This window comes from Phaeodactylibacter luteus (assembly GCF_007993045.1).
In the GTDB taxonomy this organism is placed as follows: Bacteria; Bacteroidota; Bacteroidia; order Chitinophagales; family Saprospiraceae; genus Phaeodactylibacter; species Phaeodactylibacter luteus.
In genome coordinates this window covers 26316-46904 of sequence record NZ_VOOR01000023.1, presented here as the reverse complement: position 1 = coordinate 46904, position 20589 = coordinate 26316, and the positions used below count along the sequence as shown (strand labels likewise).

15 protein-coding genes are annotated in these 20589 nt (G+C 55.0%); 9 read left to right on the top strand and 6 right to left on the bottom strand.

Annotated elements, in window-relative coordinates; translation table 11 throughout:
• Positions 1-21: 21 nt before the first annotated feature.
• The gene (locus tag FRY97_RS12155) at positions 22-1554 is read right to left on the bottom strand and encodes a M28 family peptidase (protein WP_147167808.1); all 1533 of its coding nucleotides are present in this window, start codon (positions 1552-1554) and stop codon (positions 22-24) included.
• Between the two features lie 254 nt (positions 1555-1808).
• Here FRY97_RS12155 and FRY97_RS12150 point away from each other — a divergent pair, with 254 nt between their 5' ends.
• The 3 genes from FRY97_RS12150 to FRY97_RS12140 all read left to right on the top strand — a co-directional run bounded on the left by FRY97_RS12150 (position 1809) and on the right by FRY97_RS12140 (position 6791).
• Entirely contained in the window at positions 1809-4475 is a 2667-nt protein-coding gene (locus FRY97_RS12150) for a TonB-dependent receptor (protein WP_147167807.1), read from the top strand.
• A gap of 186 nt (positions 4476-4661) precedes the next feature.
• Positions 4662-5609 (top strand): DUF4249 domain-containing protein, encoded by a 948-nt coding sequence (locus tag FRY97_RS12145; RefSeq protein WP_147167806.1) that lies wholly within the window; start codon positions 4662-4664, stop codon positions 5607-5609.
• Positions 5610-6110: 501 nt separating this feature from the next.
• Entirely contained in the window at positions 6111-6791 is a 681-nt protein-coding gene (locus FRY97_RS12140) for a Crp/Fnr family transcriptional regulator (protein WP_147167805.1), read from the top strand.
• Positions 6792-6961: 170 nt separating this feature from the next.
• Here FRY97_RS12140 and FRY97_RS12135 read toward each other — a convergent pair whose 3' ends face one another.
• The 3 genes from FRY97_RS12135 to FRY97_RS12125 form a co-directional block, all read right to left on the bottom strand.
• Positions 6962-8083: a T9SS type A sorting domain-containing protein gene (locus tag FRY97_RS12135; RefSeq protein WP_147167804.1), complete on the bottom strand. Its 1122-nt coding sequence runs from the start codon at positions 8081-8083 to the stop codon at positions 6962-6964.
• On the bottom strand, positions 8028-8942 hold the full coding sequence (locus tag FRY97_RS12130; RefSeq protein ID WP_147167803.1) for a DUF547 domain-containing protein: 915 nt from the start codon (positions 8940-8942) through the stop codon (positions 8028-8030). Before FRY97_RS12130 ends, FRY97_RS12135 begins: the two co-directional genes overlap by 56 nt.
• A gap of 95 nt (positions 8943-9037) precedes the next feature.
• Positions 9038-10801 (bottom strand): M28 family peptidase, encoded by a 1764-nt coding sequence (locus FRY97_RS12125; RefSeq protein WP_147167802.1) that lies wholly within the window; start codon positions 10799-10801, stop codon positions 9038-9040.
• Between the two features lie 496 nt (positions 10802-11297).
• On the opposite strand from FRY97_RS12125, the gene FRY97_RS12120 reads away from it, so the two are divergent.
• Positions 11298-11993, top strand: coding sequence for a TapB family protein (locus FRY97_RS12120; protein ID WP_147167801.1), 696 nt, complete (start codon positions 11298-11300; stop codon positions 11991-11993).
• A 273-nt stretch (positions 11994-12266) separates the two neighbouring features.
• Here FRY97_RS12120 and FRY97_RS12115 read toward each other — a convergent pair whose 3' ends face one another.
• Positions 12267-13199: a M28 family peptidase gene (locus tag FRY97_RS12115; RefSeq protein WP_147167800.1), complete on the bottom strand. Its 933-nt coding sequence runs from the start codon at positions 13197-13199 to the stop codon at positions 12267-12269.
• Between the two features lie 126 nt (positions 13200-13325).
• Positions 13326-16148: a leucine--tRNA ligase gene (gene leuS / locus FRY97_RS12110; RefSeq protein ID WP_147167799.1), complete on the bottom strand. Its 2823-nt coding sequence runs from the start codon at positions 16146-16148 to the stop codon at positions 13326-13328.
• A gap of 430 nt (positions 16149-16578) precedes the next feature.
• On the opposite strand from leuS, the gene FRY97_RS12105 reads away from it, so the two are divergent.
• The 5 genes from FRY97_RS12105 (at position 16579) to truB (ending at position 20381) form a co-directional block, all read left to right on the top strand.
• The gene (locus tag FRY97_RS12105) at positions 16579-17049 is read left to right on the top strand and encodes a hypothetical protein (RefSeq protein ID WP_147167798.1); all 471 of its coding nucleotides are present in this window, start codon (positions 16579-16581) and stop codon (positions 17047-17049) included.
• A 152-nt stretch (positions 17050-17201) separates the two neighbouring features.
• Positions 17202-18143 carry a cell division protein FtsX gene (locus FRY97_RS12100; protein WP_147167797.1) on the top strand — a complete coding sequence of 314 codons (942 nt, stop codon included), beginning with the start codon at positions 17202-17204 and terminating at the stop codon, positions 18141-18143.
• A 125-nt stretch (positions 18144-18268) separates the two neighbouring features.
• A complete protein-coding gene (locus tag FRY97_RS12095; protein ID WP_147167796.1) occupies positions 18269-18595 on the top strand; it encodes a DUF3098 domain-containing protein in 327 nt (108 codons plus the stop codon).
• A gap of 217 nt (positions 18596-18812) precedes the next feature.
• Positions 18813-19613, top strand: coding sequence for an undecaprenyl-diphosphate phosphatase (locus FRY97_RS12090; RefSeq protein ID WP_147167795.1), 801 nt, complete (start codon positions 18813-18815; stop codon positions 19611-19613).
• An 18-nt stretch (positions 19614-19631) separates the two neighbouring features.
• Entirely contained in the window at positions 19632-20381 is a 750-nt protein-coding gene (truB, locus tag FRY97_RS12085; protein WP_246141704.1) for a tRNA pseudouridine(55) synthase TruB, read from the top strand.
• Positions 20382-20589 lie beyond the last annotated feature (208 nt).

The following is a 20589-nucleotide window of genomic DNA, read 5'->3' as shown; positions in this document are numbered from 1 at the left end:
TTTAGTAGTGCGCCGTGCGTTTTAAGGCTTTTTCTGGTAAAGCTTCATGCCGGCTTCCTCGTACTTATCGCCGGCCTCCCAAAACGGGCGGGCGTCCTCGTCTGCAATGAGGCGTGCCGTCCGGATGAAAGCTTGGGTGTACTTGTGGAGGTAGTTGAAGTCAATGGTATCGGGGTTGTCCGTCACTTGGTGGTAGTACTTGCCGATCTCATCGTCAAAAGAAGTCAGGCCCGGGCTGAGGCAAAGTGCAGGCACCCCTTTCTTAGCAAAAGAGGCATTGTCTGAGCGGTCGAACAAGTTTTGTTCGGGTGCTGGGTTGGGGAACACATCGAGCCCGAAGATGTTGGCGCCAGCATCGATGGAGCTGTCGGTGCCGGTCCGGCCATAGCCGATGACGGATACATAAGTCGCATCGTTGTAGCCTGCCCCATCTGTGTTGAGGTTGAATACGGTCTGCTCTAGCGGGATGAGGGGGGTTTCAGCGTAGTACTGACTGCCCAGGAGCCCAATTTCTTCTCCGGTGACTGCGAGGAAAATCACGCTTCTGCGGGGCGGTTTTTGCGAAAGCGACTTTACAGCGCCGAGGAGGGCAGTGGTGCCCATAGCGTTGTCGCGTGCGCCGTTGAAGATACTGTCTTCGGCCGTGTAGGCGCCGCCCCCGTTTTTGCCCATGCCTACGTGGTCGTAGTGTGCGGTGAGCAGCATATACTCATCTTTCAGTTCGGGGTCGGTACCTTCGATCATGCCGATGACATTATTGGACATGACTGTGCGGCGGCTGAAGCCCTTGCTGCTCAGCTCAGCTTTGGCCCGTTTGCCTTCAGTGAGGCGCTTGATGCTCTCCTCGGCGTCCCCTTCCTTGAGCCAGCCGTAAACAAAGTTGGAAGGGGCCTCGGCGGTGCTTTCCATATCATCAGCAAGGCTTAGGCTTTCCTTGTTGAAGTAAGAGAGGAAAAACTCCCAAGGGAACTGCAGGCGGTAGAGCTCGATAAGGGCAACGGCTCCATTTTCCATAGCCAGCTGCCGCTTTTTTTTCATGGCATTGAAGACTACGAGGGGTGCCTGGCCTTCTGGCGTGCCCGGCAGCACCACTACAACTTTGCCTTTGACGTCCAGCCCTTTATAGTCGTTGTGGCCGGTTTCTTCGTCGGCCCATCCGAAGTTGGCGAAGACTGCGTCCGTTTTAGTGGCAGGGATGTTGCCGGTCATAATGAGGAGGTTGTCCCCTTGCTGGAAAGCGCTTTTGTTGAGCATGAGGCTGGCTGCGGCAGGGGGGGTGATGGCTTCAAAAGGCACCGGCTGATAGTACCCTTGCGCACCGGGCACGGTTTTTAGCCCATAGGCAGCGTATTGAGCCGAAAGGTAGGCTGCGGCCATGTCATTGCCCCGTTCGCCGGTCCGCCGCCCTTCGAGGGCATCGGAAGCCAGGAAACGGAGGTGGGCTTCGAGCTCAGATTTTTCGAGGTTGAATTCAGGGGCGGCGCTGTCTTGTGCAAAAAGGGGCAGAGATAAGAAGAGCGCCACCGTGGCGAGCATCAGGGTATTACGGTTCATACTAGTTAGCTGTATTTGAAAATAATGATTGCCCAAAAGTAGCAATAGCAGGGTAAAAGAAGGGCTATATTTGACATAAGGCTTAGCAATTGGGGTGAGTTTAGCAAGATTATAGCCCGGGAGTGTTGATATTCAGGGGGTTCGTACAACCTCCGGATTGGTTTTGCCCGTATTTTACTGTAATTTTGGAAGGATCAAGCCGGGGCGGCTTGTTGTAATGGCTGTTTTGCCCTGGCTTTTTAAGTTTTCCCGGTATGCAGCGACTTTTACTGACCCTAACCATTTTGGCCTTCAGCTGGAGCTATGTGCAGTCACAGGCACTGCTGCAGCAGAAAGTCGCTTATGAGGGGGAAGGGGTCACCTTACAGGAAGCCCTGAATACAATGGGGCGGGAGAATGGTATCCGGTTTGCTTTTTCGGAAGGCCTGATTGCGGAGGAGCGCATGGATGTGGCATTCGATAGCCTGCCGCTTGCCGATGCGCTGCCTATCCTGCTTCAGGGGACGCCTTTGTCTTTCAAAGCAGTAGGGGGGCAGGTGGTGATCTACCTTCCTGCCGCATCTCGTTTTTCCATCAGTGGCGTGCTGAGAGATGCCCGGAATGGCGAGCCCCTCATCGGGGCAAATGTTTTGGAGCAGCGGTCTGGCTTGGGCACAAGCACGAATGAGTATGGTTTTTTCAGCTTATCCCTCCCTTACGGAGCGGTTGAGCTGCTCTGCAGCTACGTTGGGTATCAGGCAGAAGAGCGGGCGTTTGCCCTCCAAAAGGATACCCGTATGGATATGGCCCTCAAGCCGGAGCTCACCCTAAGCGAGGTGGAGGTGATCGGGCAGCGCAGCCTTTCTGCTGTACTTTCTTCACAAGAGGCAGATGGGAGCGGCAAAGTACTATCGGCACAGCGGGTACAGCAACTGCCGGCCCTGGCCGGCGAGTCTGATGTAGTCAGGGCGCTGCATTTGCTGCCGGGGGTACAGACCGGCACCGATGGGATAGGGGGCATGCATGTCAGGGGGGGCAATGACGGGCAGAACTTGATCATGATCGATGGGGTGCCCGTGTACAATATTTCCCACGCAGCAGGTTTGTTTTCCATATTCAATACCAATGCAGTACGGACGGCAACCCTCTACCGCGGGCATTTCCCGGCGCGTTTTGGCGGGCGCTTATCTTCGGTATTGGACATCCGCACCAAAGACGGCAATAAGCATGAATACCATGCGCAAGGGGACATCGGGCTGCTGTCTGCCCGCTTCACAGCGGAAGGGCCTATCATCAAGGACAAAAGCAGTTTTATCATTTCTGCCAGAAAGAGCCTTATCAATTGGTACCTCAACCCTTTGGCGGCTTCTTTGCAGAGCACGCCGGAGGAAAGGCGGCTGTCTTATGATTTTTATGACCTGAACGCAAAGCTTGATCTTCAGCTCAGTTCGAAGGACAGGCTATATGTTTCTGTATATCAGGGCAGAGACCACTATCAGAATTCAGGCTTGTCTACAGACACCTTGTCTATTTTTGATGCTTCGGTTTCGGAGCCTGCCTATTTCATCAGCCGGGAGCAGTTCAACGACCGCATGGAATGGGCTAACCGGGTGAGCTCCTTGCAATGGACGCACCTGTTTGGCGACCGCTTGTTCACGCGCTTTACCGCTTCCCATAGTGCGCTTGACCTTGGCATAGGCTATGTAGATGCAGACTCCCTCCTCGCCCTCAGCACACAAAGCCTGACAGACCGGCGGGTGGACATAGGGGATTACCAAAGCAAGATCAAGGACTTCAGCCTTCGCCTCGACGCTGATTACCGAGTGCAGCCTGGGTACACCATGCGGTTTGGCTGGAACCTGACCCAGCATTTCATCACGCCCGGGGTACTGGATTTGCAGGTGGTGGAAAAAGCAGATACCGTTGTAAATGCGCCAAGGCTCTCTGGCCGGGAGGTGGCAGCTACAGAGTATGCCGCCTATATGGAGCATATCAGCGAGCTAGGGCGGGGTTTTACTTTGAATGCCGGTTTGTATGGGGCGCTGTTCAGTGTAGAAAAACAGCATTATGCGTCGGTGCAGCCCCGGTTGTCCTTATCGTGGGCCCCATCTAGTCAGTTTACGGTCCGCGGCTATGGAGGGCGCATGGCGCAGTTCCTGCATTTGCTGTCGAACACTGCTTTGGGGCTGCCGGCTTCCATTTGGGTGCCTTCTACAGCGCGCATACGGCCTCAGCAAAGCTGGCATACCGGGGCTGCCTTTCACTGGCGCTTCAAGGAGGGCTGGCAATTGAGCGGGGACTTGTATTACAAAAGTATGCGCCATCTGCTGACTTATTCCGAAGGGGCTCAGCTGCTCAATGACTGGGAGTCTAATGTTGCCTTTGGGAAAGGGGAGGCTTATGGGATGGAGCTGGTGCTAGAAAAAGCGAAGGGGCTCACCACCGGTTGGCTGAGCTACGGGCTGGCCTGGGCCAACCGGCAGTATGACCGGATCAACAATGGTGTGGCTTACCCTTACCGGTACGACCGCAGGCACAGCCTTAAGGTTGCTGCGGTGCACCGTTTTGCGGATTGGCTTGAAGCCTCTGCGAGCTGGTCGTTTAGCACCGGGCTGGCTTTTAGCCTCCCGCAAGGGCAGTATACGGTGTTCGTGCCGGGCGTGGGGCCGGTCAATGCGGTGGATTATGGCTTCAAAAACGACTTCCGCATGCCTTACGACCACCGCCTTGATCTGGGGCTGAATATGTACATCGAGACGGGGAGAGTCAGGCATAAGATCAACCTGAGCGTGTACAATGCCTACAACCGCAGCAACCCGCTTTACTATGACCTAAGGGTCCGTTATGTCAGTGACGGGGCTGCCATCGAACAGCAGCGCAGCTTTACTCCGGTTACCCTCATCCCATTTATGCCCGCTTTCAATTACGCCATTCGGTTTTAGGGTTGCAGCCCGGGAAGAATAATTATTGTATATTTACTGACATAAGCTGCCTTAGGCAAAAATAGCCGCCATTTCCCCTTCTTTTTGCCTTTATTTTTCAAATGGCACAAGTTTTAATTCTGAACCTAATCAAAGGGGAGCGGCTTAGCAGGCACTTATTTGGCTTTTGTTGGAAAGATACACAGTATGAAAAGTTACGCCCATTTCCGGTTTTGGATTATTGCAGGGGTTGCCGCAAGCATCATAGCTTGTGAGAAGCCCTTGTCCCTCGAAGTTATTGACAATAACCGGGAGCTCGTGGTCGTGAGCAATTTTATGCCCGATCAAGCGCTGCACGTAGTGGTCTCTCTTTCCAGGGACATCTTGGTCGGTACCGCCGCCACAGAATTTGTGGACGATGCGGAGGTGAAGCTCTACCGGGATGGGGAATTGGTACAGGAGTTGGAGTTTTCTGGGCCTAAAGGGCAGGTGGCGACCCCGTTTTATACCACAAATGGGTTTGTGCCGCAGGTGGGGGTAGCTTATACCATTACTGTAGATGCGCCGGGCTATCCTACCGTTACGGCCAAGAGCGAAATACCAGAGCCGATCAACCTGCTGTCCACCTCGCTTTCCAATTTGACCTTCGCCGCACCTGAACATGACAAAACCCAGGCGTTCACTTACGATCTGCTGCTGCGGTTTGAAGACCCCAGCAAGGTGCAGAACTATTACCATATCAATCTGCTGCAGCAGTTTGTCCCTTATGAAATGGTAGAGGGGGATACGGCTTTCCGTGCGCCGGTCTACCGGGCTGCCAGGTTTGACCACAGGAACAATTCTAATGATCAGATCGCCCACCTTGGGGGCGGGGTCCTGCTCCAAGACGAAGGCTGGGATGGCACGATCATAGACTACACCCTGCCGGTCAGGCAGCTGCACAATCCTGCAAAAGAGAAGCTGGGCAAGCTGTTTGTTGAGCTTCGGGCGGTATCCGAAGAGTACTACCGTTATTTCTCTGCGCTCAGCCGTCAGCAGGCTTCCGAAAATTCCCCTTTTGTAGACCCGGTCATCCTATACGACAATATCGATGGGGGGCAGGGCGTATTTGCGGGCTTTAGCACTTCCTCAGATTCCCTTATCGTACGGCACTAGCAAGGTGTTGGGGGCTCAAGTAGCGTGGGCGTGTTCATACAGCCCCCGCCGCAAGGATAGGGGCCTGCCCCTGCCTGAAGGCAGGTGCCGCTATGCTCCGGGGCTCGCTGCCCGCTCGGCCCTATCGGGCTTACACCCCTTCGCAGCGCTAGGCCAATTCCAGCCGAAAGCCTGCAGTAAGGGCCAAGCTCGATAAGCGTACAAAGCGCCTCAAGTGAGCTACAGCATGGCACGCAATCAATAGGCCGGTAGCCGGTTTAGGGCTTGGCATCGCCTGCGGGCTGCTATTCGCTGGGGCCATACCGGTGCGGGCGTTTTCGAATAGGCCCCGATTGCCCGGGCAGGCGTACCCAATTCCATTTTTAATTTCCGGATATTGAAAAATTCTTATTCCATACATGGGGGGAAGGGCGTCATTTCGTGTCTTTATAGGTGTAATTGCAAAATCAAAACACAGCAGTATTTGATTGCAGGAGTCTACAGCTTAAAAATAATGACGTTATGAACGCAGAGGCAAAATCTTCATTTATCGATTTATTCCCCCTGTTTGCCATGCTTACGCCGGCGGAGAAGGTTCAGCTGGCACAGATGATGGAGCACAAGGTAAAGCCTAAGTACTCCTTTATATACATGCCGGAGGACGCCTCCGATTATATTTACTTCCTGGCCAAGGGCACAGTGAAAATCGGGACACATTCTACCGATGGCAAAGAAATCATCAAATCTCTTATCCACCCCACGGCCATGTTCGGAGAGCTGGGGCTGGTGGGGGAAACTTCGCGCAAAGATTTTGCACAGGCACTCAAAGAGGATGTCCACATCTATCAACTGCGGGTGGCAGATATGAAAGCGCTCATGCAGACCAACTTTGAGCTGTGCACACAAGTGATGAATTTATTTGGCGGCCGCCTTGTCCGTGCGGAAGACAAACTGGAGTCGCTTATTTTCAAGGATGCCCGCACTCGGATCATCGAGTTTATCAAGGATGCAGTGGTGAAGCGTGGCCGCCGGGTAGGCTACGAAATGTTGCTGCGGCACTCCCTGACGCACCAAGATATCGCTAATATCACCTGTACTTCCCGCCAAACGGTCACTTTGGTGCTCAACGAGCTGAAGAAGTCAGACCTCATTTACTTTAACCGGGGCAAAATACTGGTACGGGATATGGCGAAGCTGTCTTAGCGCTTGTTTAGAGCAGTTGCGCTATGACAACCAAAGGCTTATGCCTGTCAGCTGTGCCGGCAGGGCCTTGGCAGGACTGCTAAGCTTGAGTTTCGTTCAAAGCCAAAGGGCTGAAGTGGTATATTCCGCTTCAGCCCTTTGTGCCATTTGGAAGATGGCCAGCTAAAACGCTAGAAGCGCTGTATCAGGAGCTTTTTTGTGGCGTACCGGCGGCCATTGGCTGCCCGCATCAGGTATAGCCCGTTGGGGAGCTCAGGCAGTTCAAGCCTTTGCCCGTTGCTGGCTTGTGCCCACTCCTTCACGGGCTGCCCTTGCGCATTGGCCAATGTCAGGCAGAACAAACCATCGGGCAGGCGGATGGAGCAGCTGCCTGCAGCAGGGTTGGGGGAAACATCAAAATCTATAGCATGAACAGCTTGCCGGGGGCTTGTGCTGACGAGGACAGGGCCAAGCGCAATTTCTTCTACCTCCAGCACTTCCTGAGCGCTAAGGCTGCCGGGCAGGTAGCGGTGTACTACTGCTACGGCCTTCAGGAATTCAGGCCTGGCTTCTTCAGGAATGAAAAAACGGCCTTCCCAAAAATAACTGTCCCCAGCTTGTGCCCCTGCCGGCAGGAAGTCAGCTGCTCCCCAAGTCCCCGGCCAGATATCGCGCACGACATGCCGGTGTTCATACCCTTCAATGGAGCCACCGAGCCCAAAAAGAGGGTGGCCGGGCACATCATGATAATAGTTCGACTGATTCCATGCGGGCCCTTCTCCCGATACGTAGTCCTCCAAGAGCAGCACGCTCAGCCGGATTTCCCCTTGAGGCAGGGGGGAAAGCAGGTTGGCTTCTACCTGCAGCCTAACTTCTTGCCCATTTCCGGCAGGGGAGGCGGAAAGGCTCAGGCCCATCAAATCTGGGAGCGCCAAAGCTGCCGCTATGTTTTCTTCCCATTGGCCAACATTCAAGTATAGCGGCCCGCCGCCGTTGTTGCTGCGGTTGACCAGCCCCAGGGGAGTGCCCGGTATCTGAAAAGCCTGGCGCCATTCCGTACTGTGCTCATTCGCCATGGGGTCTGCGGAAGAGTGGTGGAAGGCAAGGATAAGGTTGGGATAGGCGGCCTGCAGTTCTTGTGCAGCCCAGTGTGCATTAGCGCATTCCCCGCACCAGCTTGAGGTGTAGTGTTCTAGTAGCACCTTCCGCTGCCCAAGGCAGGGCAGGGATAGGCCCAGCAGGAGCACCAAGAGGAGGCTACTGCGCATTGAGCGCCCAATCATAACTTTTGAACTGTAGGGTAGTCGTTGCATCTACAGGCGTTTTTGCATATTGGTTGATGAATGCCCGGACGTCGCCAAAGTCGGCCCCATACCAATTGAAAATCTGGGAGACTTCTGCTTTTTCAGCTGACAGGGTGTTGTAGGCCGGGTTGTTGATGAAGGCCAGGGTTTGGGCTGCTAGGAAGCGCTCTGCGATGGCTGCAGTCCATGCACGGTTCAACAGCGGGGGGCAGGACTTGGCGGCGCAGTTGACGGCAAAGTGGATGCGGGGCTCATTGAACTGTGGCCGGATGATATCATTTTCAATTTGGTTGAGAGAGTAGGTTTTGCCCCCCAATTGGATCCACTTGACATCCCATGGGTTGCCGTTGTCGATGTCGCGTATGCTTTTTACCGGGTAATGCTCCAAAATGAGCTGTATGGTAAAAGCATTGTAAGCATTTATCCAGTAGACGAGCTGCTCCATTTCTGGCCAATCGGGCTGTGGGGTGGAAGAAGACAGCTCGTTGAGGTAGCGCTGCAGCTCGGCCCGGTCGCTGCGCAGGGCGGCATAGTCGACCATGCCCAGGGGGTTGACGTGCTTGCGCAAAAGGGCATCCCATATACTATGGTCAGGGGAGCCCTTTGGGTCCTCCGGGCCAGCTTTGAGGGCGGCCGCTTTAGTGGTGGGGCGCGGGGTGGCAGCTGCGGTAGCTTCCGCAGCAGATTGCTGGGGCAGCACCGCGCTCAGCTCGTTGGGGCGGGCAGAAATGGATTGGGGCTCGGGCAATTGGGCTGTACGGGCACTTTCGGCTGTGTTGGCCTCTGCTTGGGCATTGGAAGGTGCAGAGGAGGCCGAACAGGCAGTGCAAGCGGACAACATTAAAGCAAACAGCAACAGGCGTGTCATGATCTTTGGGTTAAGTTCCCTATCATAACCCCGCCTATTGCTGCCTTGTTGTGGCGGCCCTGCAGCATTTGTTACCTGCAGGACATATTGGGCGCTCAATAGGCGTATATCATGGCTTTGGTATCGATCACCTGCCCATCAACAATCAGGCTATAGTAGTAGGTGCCTCTTGCGTATTGGTGGTGCTCATACCCATACAGCACTTGTACCAGCCCCGGCTTGAGCTCAATGTCAAATTGTTTTAGAGGCCGGCCCTGTACATCAGTTACCCTCAGCTGCGCGCTTTTGTAGCTGACAGGCTGCCCTACGTGCACCCCAATAGTGGTGGCCTCGTCAAAAGGGTTAGGGCGGTTTTGCAGGAGCGTAAGCCCCGGATAGGTTTTGATCTCTTGTGCAGTGGTAGTAAGGTTGGCAAAGCCTTCGTCAGAGAAATGGCTCTCAATCCCGTTGCTGTCGATAGTGGCTGCCGCTGCAAGGTAGACAGTGCCATCCTCCAGCCAGGAAAGGGTGTCTTCTGCTTCGGTAACGGTGAGCAGGGTGTCAAAGTAGGTCGTCTCGCTATCGAAAGCACGGATGCCCAGCCGGAAGGGGCCTGCGCCATCAGGCGCGGAAATGCGGTATCTCAGCCCCGCCGTAGTGGGTTCTAGCTCGAAATCATCAACAGTGGGCGGCCCCATAGCACTGGCCGCCATGGTCGTGCCGTTGATGACGGTATTGCGGGCGAGGTAGTTGAAGTCGACAAAAAAGCTGTCGAGCACGTTGTCCCCGTCCGTGTCTACCCCTAGGATATCCTCCATGGTATGCTGCCGGTCATGGTAGTCATCGGTAGAGGGGTTGCCATTGCCGTGCTCGTTGGCAGAGGTGAACCTGAGCGCAGCGTAGCCGCGTTGCCGGAAGGGGATATGGTCACCGCCCCGCCCGGCCCGGTCTTCCCGTGAGATGATGTTGATCTGTGAGACGACTGGGACGATCGGGGCTATGTTCTCCTCGTATTGCAGGCGGGTGAAACGGGCCAGCAGGCGGGAGGAGGAAGCACCGAAGACCCCGCCGCCCGCTGAGTAGATGCGCACGTTGATGCTGTCAATTTCATTGAGCCCCGGACAGCCCGGAGGGGAGGCGGTCTGCCCACAGATGATGCCGCCTACGATATCGTTGTTGTACACGCCATACAGGTCAATGCCCTCCTGCTCGGCAAATTCGGCAAAGGCATTAGCGCCAAAAAGGCCTTGCTCTTCTCCTGTCGTAATCATGAAGACAAGGGTACGGTCGAAGGTGAAGCTGCTCATGACTCGGGCCAGCTCGAGGACAAGCGCAGTGCCGCTGCCGTTGTCCTCCATGCCCTCTGCCAGGCAATCGGTATCACAAGCCTCTTCGCACCGGCTGTCCATATGTGCTTCTACCAGCACGACCTCTGACCGGTGGGGCCCGGCCCCAGGCAATACGCCCACTACATTCCTGTGGCGGCCCATGCCGCAGATGTCCTGGTCAAATTGGAAGTAGCCGGTGAGCAGCCGGCCAGCCTGCCTTTCGGAAAATGAGGCCATCTTGCCATGCGCCCATCGGCGGGCGGCGCCCATGCCAAAAGTCTCGCTCAGGGTGTCTGCGCCAGTGTTCCGGTTTTCAAAAGCGCGCAGGGCTTCCAGGTAGGCCTTCAGCGAGTCCGGGCTGACTTCTGCCACAATGCGTTCGAAGATGTCAGCAGGCTGGCTAATGACGATTTCCGGCAGGTAATCTTCAGGGGCATGCAAGCCTTTTAGCGCATCAAGGGCTTCCGGGTTGGTAAGCAGCAGGTTGGTTTGGGCGGCCCCGCTACTGCTGAGCATGATAAAGGGGAATAAAAAAAGGAAGAGGTTTTTCATACCATATCAATTTCGGTGGTCAATCAGATGCGGATTTGAGCAATCAAAGGCAGAACAACAAATTACAAAAAAGGATTTGGGGTTCAGTGGAGCCGGGCAGGTGCTAGGAGCGGAAACCCAGATGTTGCAGCCATTCAGGTTGTATTGGCCACAGGATGGCATCGGGCTAGCGCTGCGGAGGGGTGGGAAGCCCGTTAGGGCCGAGCGGACAGCGAGCCCCGCAGCATAGCGCCCCCTGCCGCTGGGCAGGGGGAGCCCCAAACTTTACAGCCCTCCTTGCGGCAGGGGCAGGCTCCAATGGGAAGCCAAAAAAAGGGGGGCTGGTGGGCTTTGGCGCTATCCGTTAGAAAACTGGAGGGCTAAATAATTTTTTGCCTTTAAACGGAGTTCTACCACTACCGGCTTTCTTAACTTCGCTTTAACGCTAGCCCCTGTGGATTCGGGAGGGGAAGCTGCTCTATACACCGACATACTGACTACTAAATATTACCCAATCATGCAGCTCGAGAAAATTACGTTTTTGTTGGCCTTGTTCGCGGCCAGTTTTTCTGCCCAAGGGCAAGACTTGTGCAACAACTTTTTCCCTTTTAAAGAGGGGGTTACGATGGAGTATACCACCTACAGCCCTAAGGGGAAGGTGGAGAACATTCAGGAGAATACCATTTCAGCTGTCGCTACAAGCGGGGCCGGCCTCAGGGCAGAGGTGGTATCGGTCTTAAAAGACAAAAAAGGGAAAGAGCAATTTTCTGGCACTTTTGAGGTGCTCTGCCAGGACAATCAACTTTTGATGGATGTCAATTCCATGCTCAACCCTGCCATGCAGCAGTCTTTTGATGGCATGGAAGTGACGGTGGAGGGGGATGCCCTGAGCATACCGGCTACCCTCAACGTGGGCGAAGAGCTGCCGGACGCGAGCACGACCATCTCTGCAGGCACGAGCGGGCTGACCATCATCAATATGACGGTGCGGATCACCAACCGGAAGGTGGAAGCGAAAGAAAAGGTGACCACTGCCGCTGGCACTTTCGACTGTTACAAGATCTCCCAGGAATCGGAAATCAAAATGATGATGACCCGGAAGTTTAAATCTGTGGAGTATTATGCAGACGGAGTGGGGGTGGTCCGTTCAGAGTCTTACAGCAGCAACGGGAAACTAGAGACCTATATGGAGCTTACGGCTATGGATAATTAAGAGCGTGTTGGGACTTTAGTGACCGGTCTGTCCCGCTAGATAGCGGGACACTTTTTCGCTTGTACTTCGCCCCGAAACTTTCGCTAAACTCCGGTTTTCGGGCCTCGTCTGATCAAAAAATGGCTTGAGGCACTAATTTTCGGCTAGAAGGCCAAACTCCCAGCACGCTCTAAACCGCTGGCTGCGCAGCGCACTGCTATTTGAAGGAAAACAAAATTTAGCGCCTGCCCGGGCATCTCCGGTAGCAGGCGCTTTTTCATTTACGGCCTCCTTTTATTCCCTTTCGGTGCCAAGCTGCAGCCCGTCAAGGGCGATTATGGATTGCCGGATGAAGTCGGCAGCCTGCAGGTAAAAGTCAGGCATGATCTTTTCGGCATCGTCCCCCGGTTGATGGTAATCGGGGTGGTCCTCTACGCCGAAGTAGACGAAGGGGATGCCTACAGCATGGAAACGGCCGTGGTCTGAGGCGGAAGTCCAATCATCAGCGGGCCCTGGTTCTGGCGTTTCGTGCCCAAAGGACACCTTAATCCCCTCCTGCTTTCCGCCCAGCGCCTGCAGCGCTGGCTTGAGGTGAGGATAGTGCCCCGGGCCGCAGAGGTAGAGCTCGTGGCTTTTGTTCCGGCCCACCATATCCATATTTAGGTTCAAGACAATCTGATCGAGGGGCACGGGCGGCTCATCTACGAAATGTGCTGCGCCTTGCAGCCCGAGCTCTTCAGCATCGAATGCGGCGAAGATGAGGCTGTGGCGGGCCGGATGTTTTTTGAAGTAGCGGGCGAGCTCCAATAGTGCGCCACTACCAGAGGCGTTGTCGTCAGCCCCATTGTAAACCGCCCCGTCCCTTACGCCAACGTGGTCATAGTGGGCGCTGATGACGATATACTGGGCCGGGAAGGTGTCCCCTTCTACATAACCGACAACATTGACGCCTTCAAAAGTCTTTTGCATCCAGCGGTTGAAAAATTTGAATGGGGCTTCCCGCCCGCTCTCGAACGTTTTCAGCTCATAGGCGTCAAAGCGGTTGCGGATATAGGCCCGGGCTGCTGCATTGCCGGGCGCTCCGGTGCGCCGCCCCTGCAGGCTATCGCTGGCAAGGTAGTAGACATGGGCCATGAGCGAATCGGCACTGACCAAGGGCTGGGCTTTTAGCGAAAGCGCCAAAGGGCACAAGAATAGCACGGACAAGAAACGTACAGCAGTAGACATGGGGGAGAGGGTTTTGATGAATGGGCAGGGGCCCAAGGGCCCGAGCCAAAAAGTTAAAACAATGCCCCGGCCAGAAGGGTTGGCCGGGGCAGGAAGGAGGTAAGGGGCAACAGGGTGTACCTGTATTTACCCCACTACGATGTTGATCATCCTTTTCGGGACGACAATCACTTTGCGGATGGTTTTCCCTTCCAGCCATTTTTGTATGGCCTCCAGCTCCGGTGCTGCTTTTTCGATAGCCGCCTTTTCTGCATCTGCCGGGAAGGAAGCCGTGGCCCGCGTTTTGCCATTGATGGCGATAGGGTAATCTATGCTGTCCTCTTTGAGGTAGCTTTCGTCCAGCTCAGGGTACTGCCCGTCGCGGTGTACACTGCCCGCATTGCCCAGGCTCTGCCAGATCTCCTCGGCGAGGAAGGGGGCGAAAGGGGCCAGCAGGACAGCCATGGGCTCCAAGATGCCCCGTTTGTTGCATTTCAGCTTGCGGAGCTCATTGGCCGCAATCATAAAGGCGCTCACACAGGTGTTGAACGAGAACCGCTCTACGTCTTGCCGTACTTTTTGTATGGCCTGGTGCAGCACTTTGTACTCCTCCTTAGTCGGGGGTTCCGTGCTGAGGCTGATCTGCCCATGCTCGTCCGTAAAAAGCTCATAGAACCGGCGAAGGAACTTGAACACCCCGTCAATGCCCTGAATATCCCATGGCTTAGACTGCTCAATGGGGCCCAAGAACATTTCGTACATCCGGAAGCAATCCGCACCGTACTTGGCCACCACATCGTCTGGGTTGATCACATTGAACTTAGACTTGGACATTTTGCCCACTTCGCTATGCGTTACGAGCTGCCCTTGATCATTGGTGACGAACTCTGCGCCCTGATACTCTGCCCTCCAGCTGAGGAATTGCTGAATGCCCTCCGCGTTCAGGTAGGATTCTGCTTTGCCATAGTCCGTTACAAAATCTACATGTACAGGGATCATCGCCCAGTCGGCATCAGGGTAGTGGCCAATCCTATCTGCTGAGACGAACCGGCGGGGCGCCGTGCTGTTTTTATCCAGGTAAATAGACTCGATCACACCTTGGATCATCCCCTGATTGATCAGCTTTTTGGCATACTCCCGCTCAGGCACCAAGCCCAGGTCAAACAGGAAGTGGTTCCAAAAACGGCTGTAGAGCAGGTGCCCAACGGCATGCTCCGAGCCGCCCATGTACAAATCTACCGACTTCCAATATTTCAGGGCTTCACCAGAAGCGAAGGCTTCCTCATTGCCGGGGTCCATATAGCGGTAGAAATACCAGGAAGAGCCCGCCCAGCCCGGCATAGTGCTCAGTTCGTACTCATATTCCCCCTTGTACTTCCAGTCTGTGGCACGCCCTAAGGGCGGCTCCCCAGTCTCGGTGGGCAGGTATTTGTCGACTTTCGGCAAAAGCAGGGGCAGCTCCGATTCCTCGATCAGGTAGGGCACGCCGTCTTTCCAATAGGCAGGCACCGGCTCGCCCCAGTACCGTTGGCGGCTGAACACGGCATTGCGCAGCCGGTATTGGATTTTGCCCCGGCCCAAGCCTTTTTCCTCCAGCCAGCCAATGAGCTTGGGCACCGCTTCTGCATACGTCAGGCCGTTGATCATGCCCGAGTTGATGTAGCGCCCGTCCTTGGTCGCATCCGCTTGTTGGCCGATATCCTGTTGTGCGTCTAGTATGGGTATAATGGGCAGGCCAAAGTGGGAGGCGAAGCTCCAGTCGCGCTGATCGCCAGAAGGGACCGCCATGACAGCGCCGGTCCCATAGCCGGCAAGCACATAGTCGGCAATATAGATCGGCACTTTCTCTCCATTGACAGGGTTGATGCAGTAGCTGCCGGTAAAGGCCCCTGTGACCTGTTTGACTTCAGCCATGCGCTCCACCTCAGAGCGCGAGCCCGCCCACTTCACATATTGGCTCACCTCCTCCTCTTGCTCGGGGGTAGTCAGCTCGGCTACCCAATCGTGCTCAGGGGCCAAAACCATAAAGGAAACGCCGTATATGGTGTCCACGCGGGTCGTAAAGACTTCAATCTTCCGGTTTTCATCTTGTGCCAGCGGGAACTTGACGCTAGCCCCCTGAGAACGGCCGATCCAGTTGCGCTGCTGCTCTTTCAGGCTTTCCGGCCAGTCGATATGGTCCAGCCCATAGAGCAGGCGGTCGGCGTAGGCCGTAATGCGCATGCTCCATTGCTTCATGAGCTTGCGCTCCACGGGGTAGCCGCCCCGCTCGCTCACGCCATCCTTCACTTCGTCGTTGGAGAGCACTGTGCCCATAGCAGGGCACCAATTGACGTAGCTCTCTTCTGGGAAAGTAAGGCGGTAATGGAGCAAGAACAGCTGCTGCTCTTTTTCGCTCATACCGTTCCAGTCGGCTGCGGAGATGGCCGGTGTCTCCTCATCGCATACAGCATTGACCCCGCGGTTCCCCTCCATGGCCAGCTTGGCTGTCAGGGCATCAATGGGCAAAGCCTTGTCGGCGTCTTTGTCGTAATAGTGGTTGAACAACTGCATGAATATCCACTGCGTCCATTTGTAGAAAGCAGGGTCACAGGTCTGCACTTCCCGGCTCCAGTCAAAGCTGAAACCGATATTGTCCAATTGCTCCCGGTAGCGCTTGATGTTCTCCGCGGTAGACTTGGCAGGGTGCACGCCAGTTTGAATGGCATATTGCTCTGCCGGCAGGCCAAATGCATCGTACCCCATAGGGTGCAGCACGTTGTAGCCGGTCAGCCTTTTGTAGCGGGCATATATATCGGAGGCGATATAGCCCAGCGGGTGGCCTACGTGAAGCCCTGACCCGGAAGGGTAGGGGAACATGTCCAGGACATAGTATTTGGGCTTGTCTTCATCCGCTTCGACACGGTAAATCTGCTCCTTGTCCCAGAAAGCTTTGATTTTGGCTTCAATCGCTCCAGGCTTGTATTCCATACGGCTGAGGGTTCTGTTCTGAATTTGAAAATAACTGCACACAAAGGGCAAGAAGTTCCCATGTGGTTCGGTGCAGTGGCTCAGGGCGCGAAAATAGAGAAAAACTGGCAAAAGGGCTCTGCTATGCGCTTGGGAATAAACGCCCGGGCCGGCTGCAAGGGGGCAATCCTTCCGACGGCTTAGCGAGAGCCCCGCAAACCGGATGGCCCATTTTGTGGGGCTTGCCCCCTCCGCAAGGATAGGGGCCTGCCCCTGCCCGACGGCAGGTGCCGCTATGCTGCGGGGCTCGCTCTTCGCTCGGCCTTATCAGGCCTGCCGCCCCTCCGCAGCGCTAGGCCGATGCCATGGCCGTGCTAAAGCTTGCGACATTTTGGGCTGTGCCCGGTATTAAGGTGTGGGCAGCAAATTATATCTTTACCCGAAAAAGAGCATGTTACGAAGTTTGATCAAGTTGGGTTTGTTCCTGGTGGCCGGCATTCTGGTGTACAATTACTTTTTTGGCACCCCCGAGGAGAAAGCACAGTCCAAAGAGATATTTACCAATGTACGTGACCTGACCCGCTCGGCTTTCGATCTGCTCAAGGCAGAAAAGCAAAAGTTTGACGAGGGCAAATACGATGAGGCAGTAGATAAAATCGGCGGCCTCATTGATGATCTGAAGGGCAAGGCTGCTCAGTTGGAAGACAACAAAGAGCTGCTCGACCAGATTGCCGACTTGGAGCAGTCTCAGCGCAGGCTCACAGAGCAGCTGCGCGGCGAGCCTGCCCCCGAGGGCTACGATGAGCCGCAGCCGGCCCGGCAGCTGGACAGCGCGGATAAGAAACAATTGGAAGAAGACTGGGAGACCTTGGTGCGCAAGACCGAACGCCTCATGGATGACATGGAGCGCAAAGCGCAGTAAGCAGTGCAGGCCTTAGCATGAGCCGTATTTTCATCGCATTGAGGTGCGAAAAGGGCAAGCCGGGCATCACAATGCGGAGCAGCTGTAGGGCTGGATCTTGGGTAAGCGGGCTATAAACCAAGTATTGCGTGCCTGCCTGCCCCGCCGTTTGAATGATATTTCCTAATTTTGTCCTTTGGCTTCAGCCGTCACTATTAATCATCATCATCGAGCGTATGTCAGATGCCGCCCCGCCAAGGCCTCCCCGGGAGCACCGCCCCAATTACTGGACCTCGGTAGGCAGTGTGGCGATCGTGTTGTTCACATTAGGTTTTTTTGTGCTCACTGTCGTCAATGCCCGCTTGCTGATCAAGCAGCTCAAGGAGCAGGTCAACCTGATTGCTGAGCTGAACAGCCTCGGAGGGGAGCAGGGCGAGGCCCTGACCGCTGAAATCAACCGGCTGCCCTATGTGCGGGAAGGCTCAGCCACTTTCATCAGCAAAGAAAAGGCGGCCGAACTGATGCGCAAGGAGTTTGGCGACGATTTCCTCAAGCTCGATCTGCCCAACCCCTTGTACGATGTCATCACCTTCAATGTAGAGTCGGCTTATATGGAGTCCGACAGCCTTGCTAAAATTAGGAAGCGCTTGATTGAACGGGAAGGGGTAGCGGATGTATACTATCAGGAGAACCTGATCGCAGATATTGCCCGCAATGCGAAGGCTATCGCTTGGGCTGCTTTGGCAATCTTAGCATTGTTTACCGCCGTGGCTGTGGCCCTTATCCACAATACCGTGCGGCTGGCCCTGTATGCCAACCGCTTCCTGATCAAAAATATGGAACTGGTCGGGGCTTCTTGGGAGTTCATCAGCCGGCCGTTTCTCAAGCGCGCAGTCTGGCACGGTGCGCTGAGCGGGTTAGCCGCCTTCTTAGCGCTAATGCTGCTGGCGGCTTGGGTAGAGCAAAGCGCTGTTGGGCTGAGCCTCCTCAAGGGCTGGAGCGATAAAGCCCTGCTTGGAGGGCTGCTTATGCTACTCGGGGGCGTTATCAATGCATTGAGCACCTATTATGTGGTGCGCAAATACCTGCGCATGCGGGTAGATGACCTTTATTGAACTCAGAGCATGTTTGGGGCTCGTTCCTATTGCAAATCAGCTCGGCCATGCTGGCACAGCAGGCAGGCTAAATACTTGATTTTTACAATGGAACCGCTCCAAGAAAGCTCTCAAATACCAAAAATATGAGCAAAGGGAAACCCGTAAAAAAGAAAGTAGTGGTGACGACTACGAAACCGGAAGTCACACCGACAACTGCACGCAGGTCTGCTGCGGCAGACAACAGTGCAGGTGAAACAGCCTTGGAGCTGGGCAAGCAAAATTACATACTGATCGCGGCCGGGCTGGGGCTTGTATTCCTTGGGCTCATCCTCATGGCAGGTGGCGAGATGCCCTCCTCTGATGTTTGGGACGACAGCGTCATTTATTCTTTCCGCCGCACAGTGCTCGCTCCTGTGGTCATGCTCGCGGGCCTTGCCCTTGAGGTATATGCCATCTTTAAAAAGTTTTGATCACTTCGCGCATGCTTGGAGCTTGCGCCTATTGCCAATCAACGCTTTATGGGCCTTGCCTCCTCGCTAAATTTTCATTTAGCGGTACCGCCAGGGCCTTGCCGGCACAGCAGGCAGGCATATATCCTTGGTTCTCACGGCTAAACCGCTTAAAGGAAGCGCTTACTCCACGTACAAGCTAACCTGGTTTCCAACGCTTGGGTGACAAGTCAGTTTTATGAACGAAATAATCAATAGCGTGCTCTTGGGGGTCATTCAGGGGCTCACCGAGTTTCTGCCCGTAAGCAGCAGCGGCCACCTGGAGCTGGCTAAATACATTCTGGGCGACGACAGTATGGCCGAAGAAAGCCTGATGATGACGGTGACCCTGCATGCCGCCACGGCCCTGGCTACGCTTCTGGTTTTCCGGAAAGACGTTTGGGATATCCTGCAGGGCCTTTTCCAATTCAGGTGGAACGAGGAGCTGCGCTTCTCTCTGAAAATCATCCTCTCTATGATCCCTGCGGCCTTTGTCGGCCTCCTTTTTGAAACGCAAATAGAAGCTTTGTTCGGGCAGCGTATACTGTTGGTGGGGCTTATGCTGGCGGTCACGGGAGTGCTGTTGCTGTTGGCTGACCGTGCGCAGCACACGGATCAGCCGGTGGGGTTTGGGCAGGCATTCATCATAGGCATCGCACAGGCTATCGCGATTTTGCCTGGTATCTCTCGTTCTGGGGCTACCATCTCCACTTCTGTACTGCTGGGGATAGACCGCGAACGGGCGGCCCGTTTTTCTTTTTTGATGGTCGTGCCGCTCATCTTAGGCAAGATGGCCAAAGATATCCTGGATGGCGGTCTGGCTTTTTCGAGCGCTCAAGCTGCCCCCTTGGCTGCTGGGTTTGCTGCGGCCTTCATTACGGGCGCCCTGGCCTGTATATGGATGATCAGCCTGGTAAAACGCAGCAAACTCATTTACTTCTCCGTATATTGTTTTATCATTGCAGCAATAGCGGTGCTAGTGGCCATCACAGCATCGTAAAAAGCGACTTATACAAACATGCCAGAAGCAGCAATTATGGATGCTGAAGATACGCCTCTCCCGCAATACGACTTTAAAGCTGGGGCTGTCCTCCTCATAGACAAACCTCAAGGTTGGACTTCCTTCGATGTGGTCAATAAAGTCCGCTATAAAATCAAGCATCAGTTAGGGGTGAAAAAAATAAAGGTGGGCCACTCCGGCACCCTCGACCCTATGGCCACGGGCCTGCTCGTGTTGTGTACGGGCAAGTTCACCAAGCGTTTAAATGAGTTTCAAGGGCTGCCCAAGTCCTACACCGGTACGATCCGCCTCGGCGCTACTACGCCTTCTTACGACGCAGAATCTGAAGTACAAGAGACTTTCCCCACTAGCCACATTACCCCTGAAATGCTGGAGGAAGCCCGCCTGCAGTTTCTGGGCGAACAGCAACAGGTGCCGCCTATGTTCAGCGCGATAAAGGTGGATGGCCAGCCGCTGTACAAAAAAGCCCGTAAAGGGGAGGTGGTAGAGGTGCAGCCGCGCACTGTGAATATCTACAACTTCGACTTTACAAGGGTGGCCGTCCCTGAGGTTGATTTTAGCGTAAGCTGCAGCAAAGGCACTTATATCCGCTCTCTGGCCTATGACTTTGGCAAAGCCCTCAATAGCGGCGGCTACCTTACTGCCCTGCGCCGCACCCGGGTGGGCGATTTTGACATCAGCAATGCATGGGCATTGGATCAGCTCATTGCACACATTGAGGCTGGAGCTGTAGTCAAAGCAGAATAAAAGGCACTGAGGCGCAGCCCTTGGCTTCAGTATAGCATTGGCCTGCCGCCCCTTCGCAGCGCTAGGCCAATGCCAGGCTAGAGCCCCAAAAGCATAAACGCCTGCGACATTTTGGTTCACGCCCGTTCGGCAACAGCTTTTGGCAAATGGCCAGCGCCCTGAACGCTGGCCATTTGCATGGTATGCCCTTTTCTTGTGAGCCCGGAGG

What these genes read in the sequence shown, in the direction of transcription:
- FRY97_RS12120 (WP_147167801.1), top strand. Translation starts at nt 11,298, where the DNA reads ATGCAGCTCGAGAAAATTACGTTTTTGTTGGCCTTGTTCGCGGCCAGT.
- FRY97_RS12095 (WP_147167796.1), top strand. Translation starts at nt 18,269, where the DNA reads ATGAGCAAAGGGAAACCCGTAAAAAAGAAAGTAGTGGTGACGACTACG.
- FRY97_RS12140 (WP_147167805.1), top strand. Translation starts at nt 6,111, where the DNA reads ATGAACGCAGAGGCAAAATCTTCATTTATCGATTTATTCCCCCTGTTT.
- FRY97_RS12125 (WP_147167802.1), bottom strand. Translation starts at nt 10,801, where the DNA reads ATGAAAAACCTCTTCCTTTTTTTATTCCCCTTTATCATGCTCAGCAGT.
- leuS (WP_147167799.1), bottom strand. Translation starts at nt 16,148, where the DNA reads ATGGAATACAAGCCTGGAGCGATTGAAGCCAAAATCAAAGCTTTCTGG.
- FRY97_RS12090 (WP_147167795.1), top strand. Translation starts at nt 18,813, where the DNA reads ATGAACGAAATAATCAATAGCGTGCTCTTGGGGGTCATTCAGGGGCTC.
- FRY97_RS12130 (WP_147167803.1), bottom strand. Translation starts at nt 8,942, where the DNA reads ATGACACGCCTGTTGCTGTTTGCTTTAATGTTGTCCGCTTGCACTGCC.
- FRY97_RS12135 (WP_147167804.1), bottom strand. Translation starts at nt 8,083, where the DNA reads ATGCAACGACTACCCTACAGTTCAAAAGTTATGATTGGGCGCTCAATG.
- FRY97_RS12155 (WP_147167808.1), bottom strand. Translation starts at nt 1,554, where the DNA reads ATGAACCGTAATACCCTGATGCTCGCCACGGTGGCGCTCTTCTTATCT.
- FRY97_RS12115 (WP_147167800.1), bottom strand. Translation starts at nt 13,199, where the DNA reads ATGTCTACTGCTGTACGTTTCTTGTCCGTGCTATTCTTGTGCCCTTTG.
- FRY97_RS12145 (WP_147167806.1), top strand. Translation starts at nt 4,662, where the DNA reads ATGAAAAGTTACGCCCATTTCCGGTTTTGGATTATTGCAGGGGTTGCC.
- FRY97_RS12150 (WP_147167807.1), top strand. Translation starts at nt 1,809, where the DNA reads ATGCAGCGACTTTTACTGACCCTAACCATTTTGGCCTTCAGCTGGAGC.
- FRY97_RS12105 (WP_147167798.1), top strand. Translation starts at nt 16,579, where the DNA reads ATGTTACGAAGTTTGATCAAGTTGGGTTTGTTCCTGGTGGCCGGCATT.
- FRY97_RS12100 (WP_147167797.1), top strand. Translation starts at nt 17,202, where the DNA reads ATGATATTTCCTAATTTTGTCCTTTGGCTTCAGCCGTCACTATTAATC.
- truB (WP_246141704.1), top strand. Translation starts at nt 19,632, where the DNA reads ATGCCAGAAGCAGCAATTATGGATGCTGAAGATACGCCTCTCCCGCAA.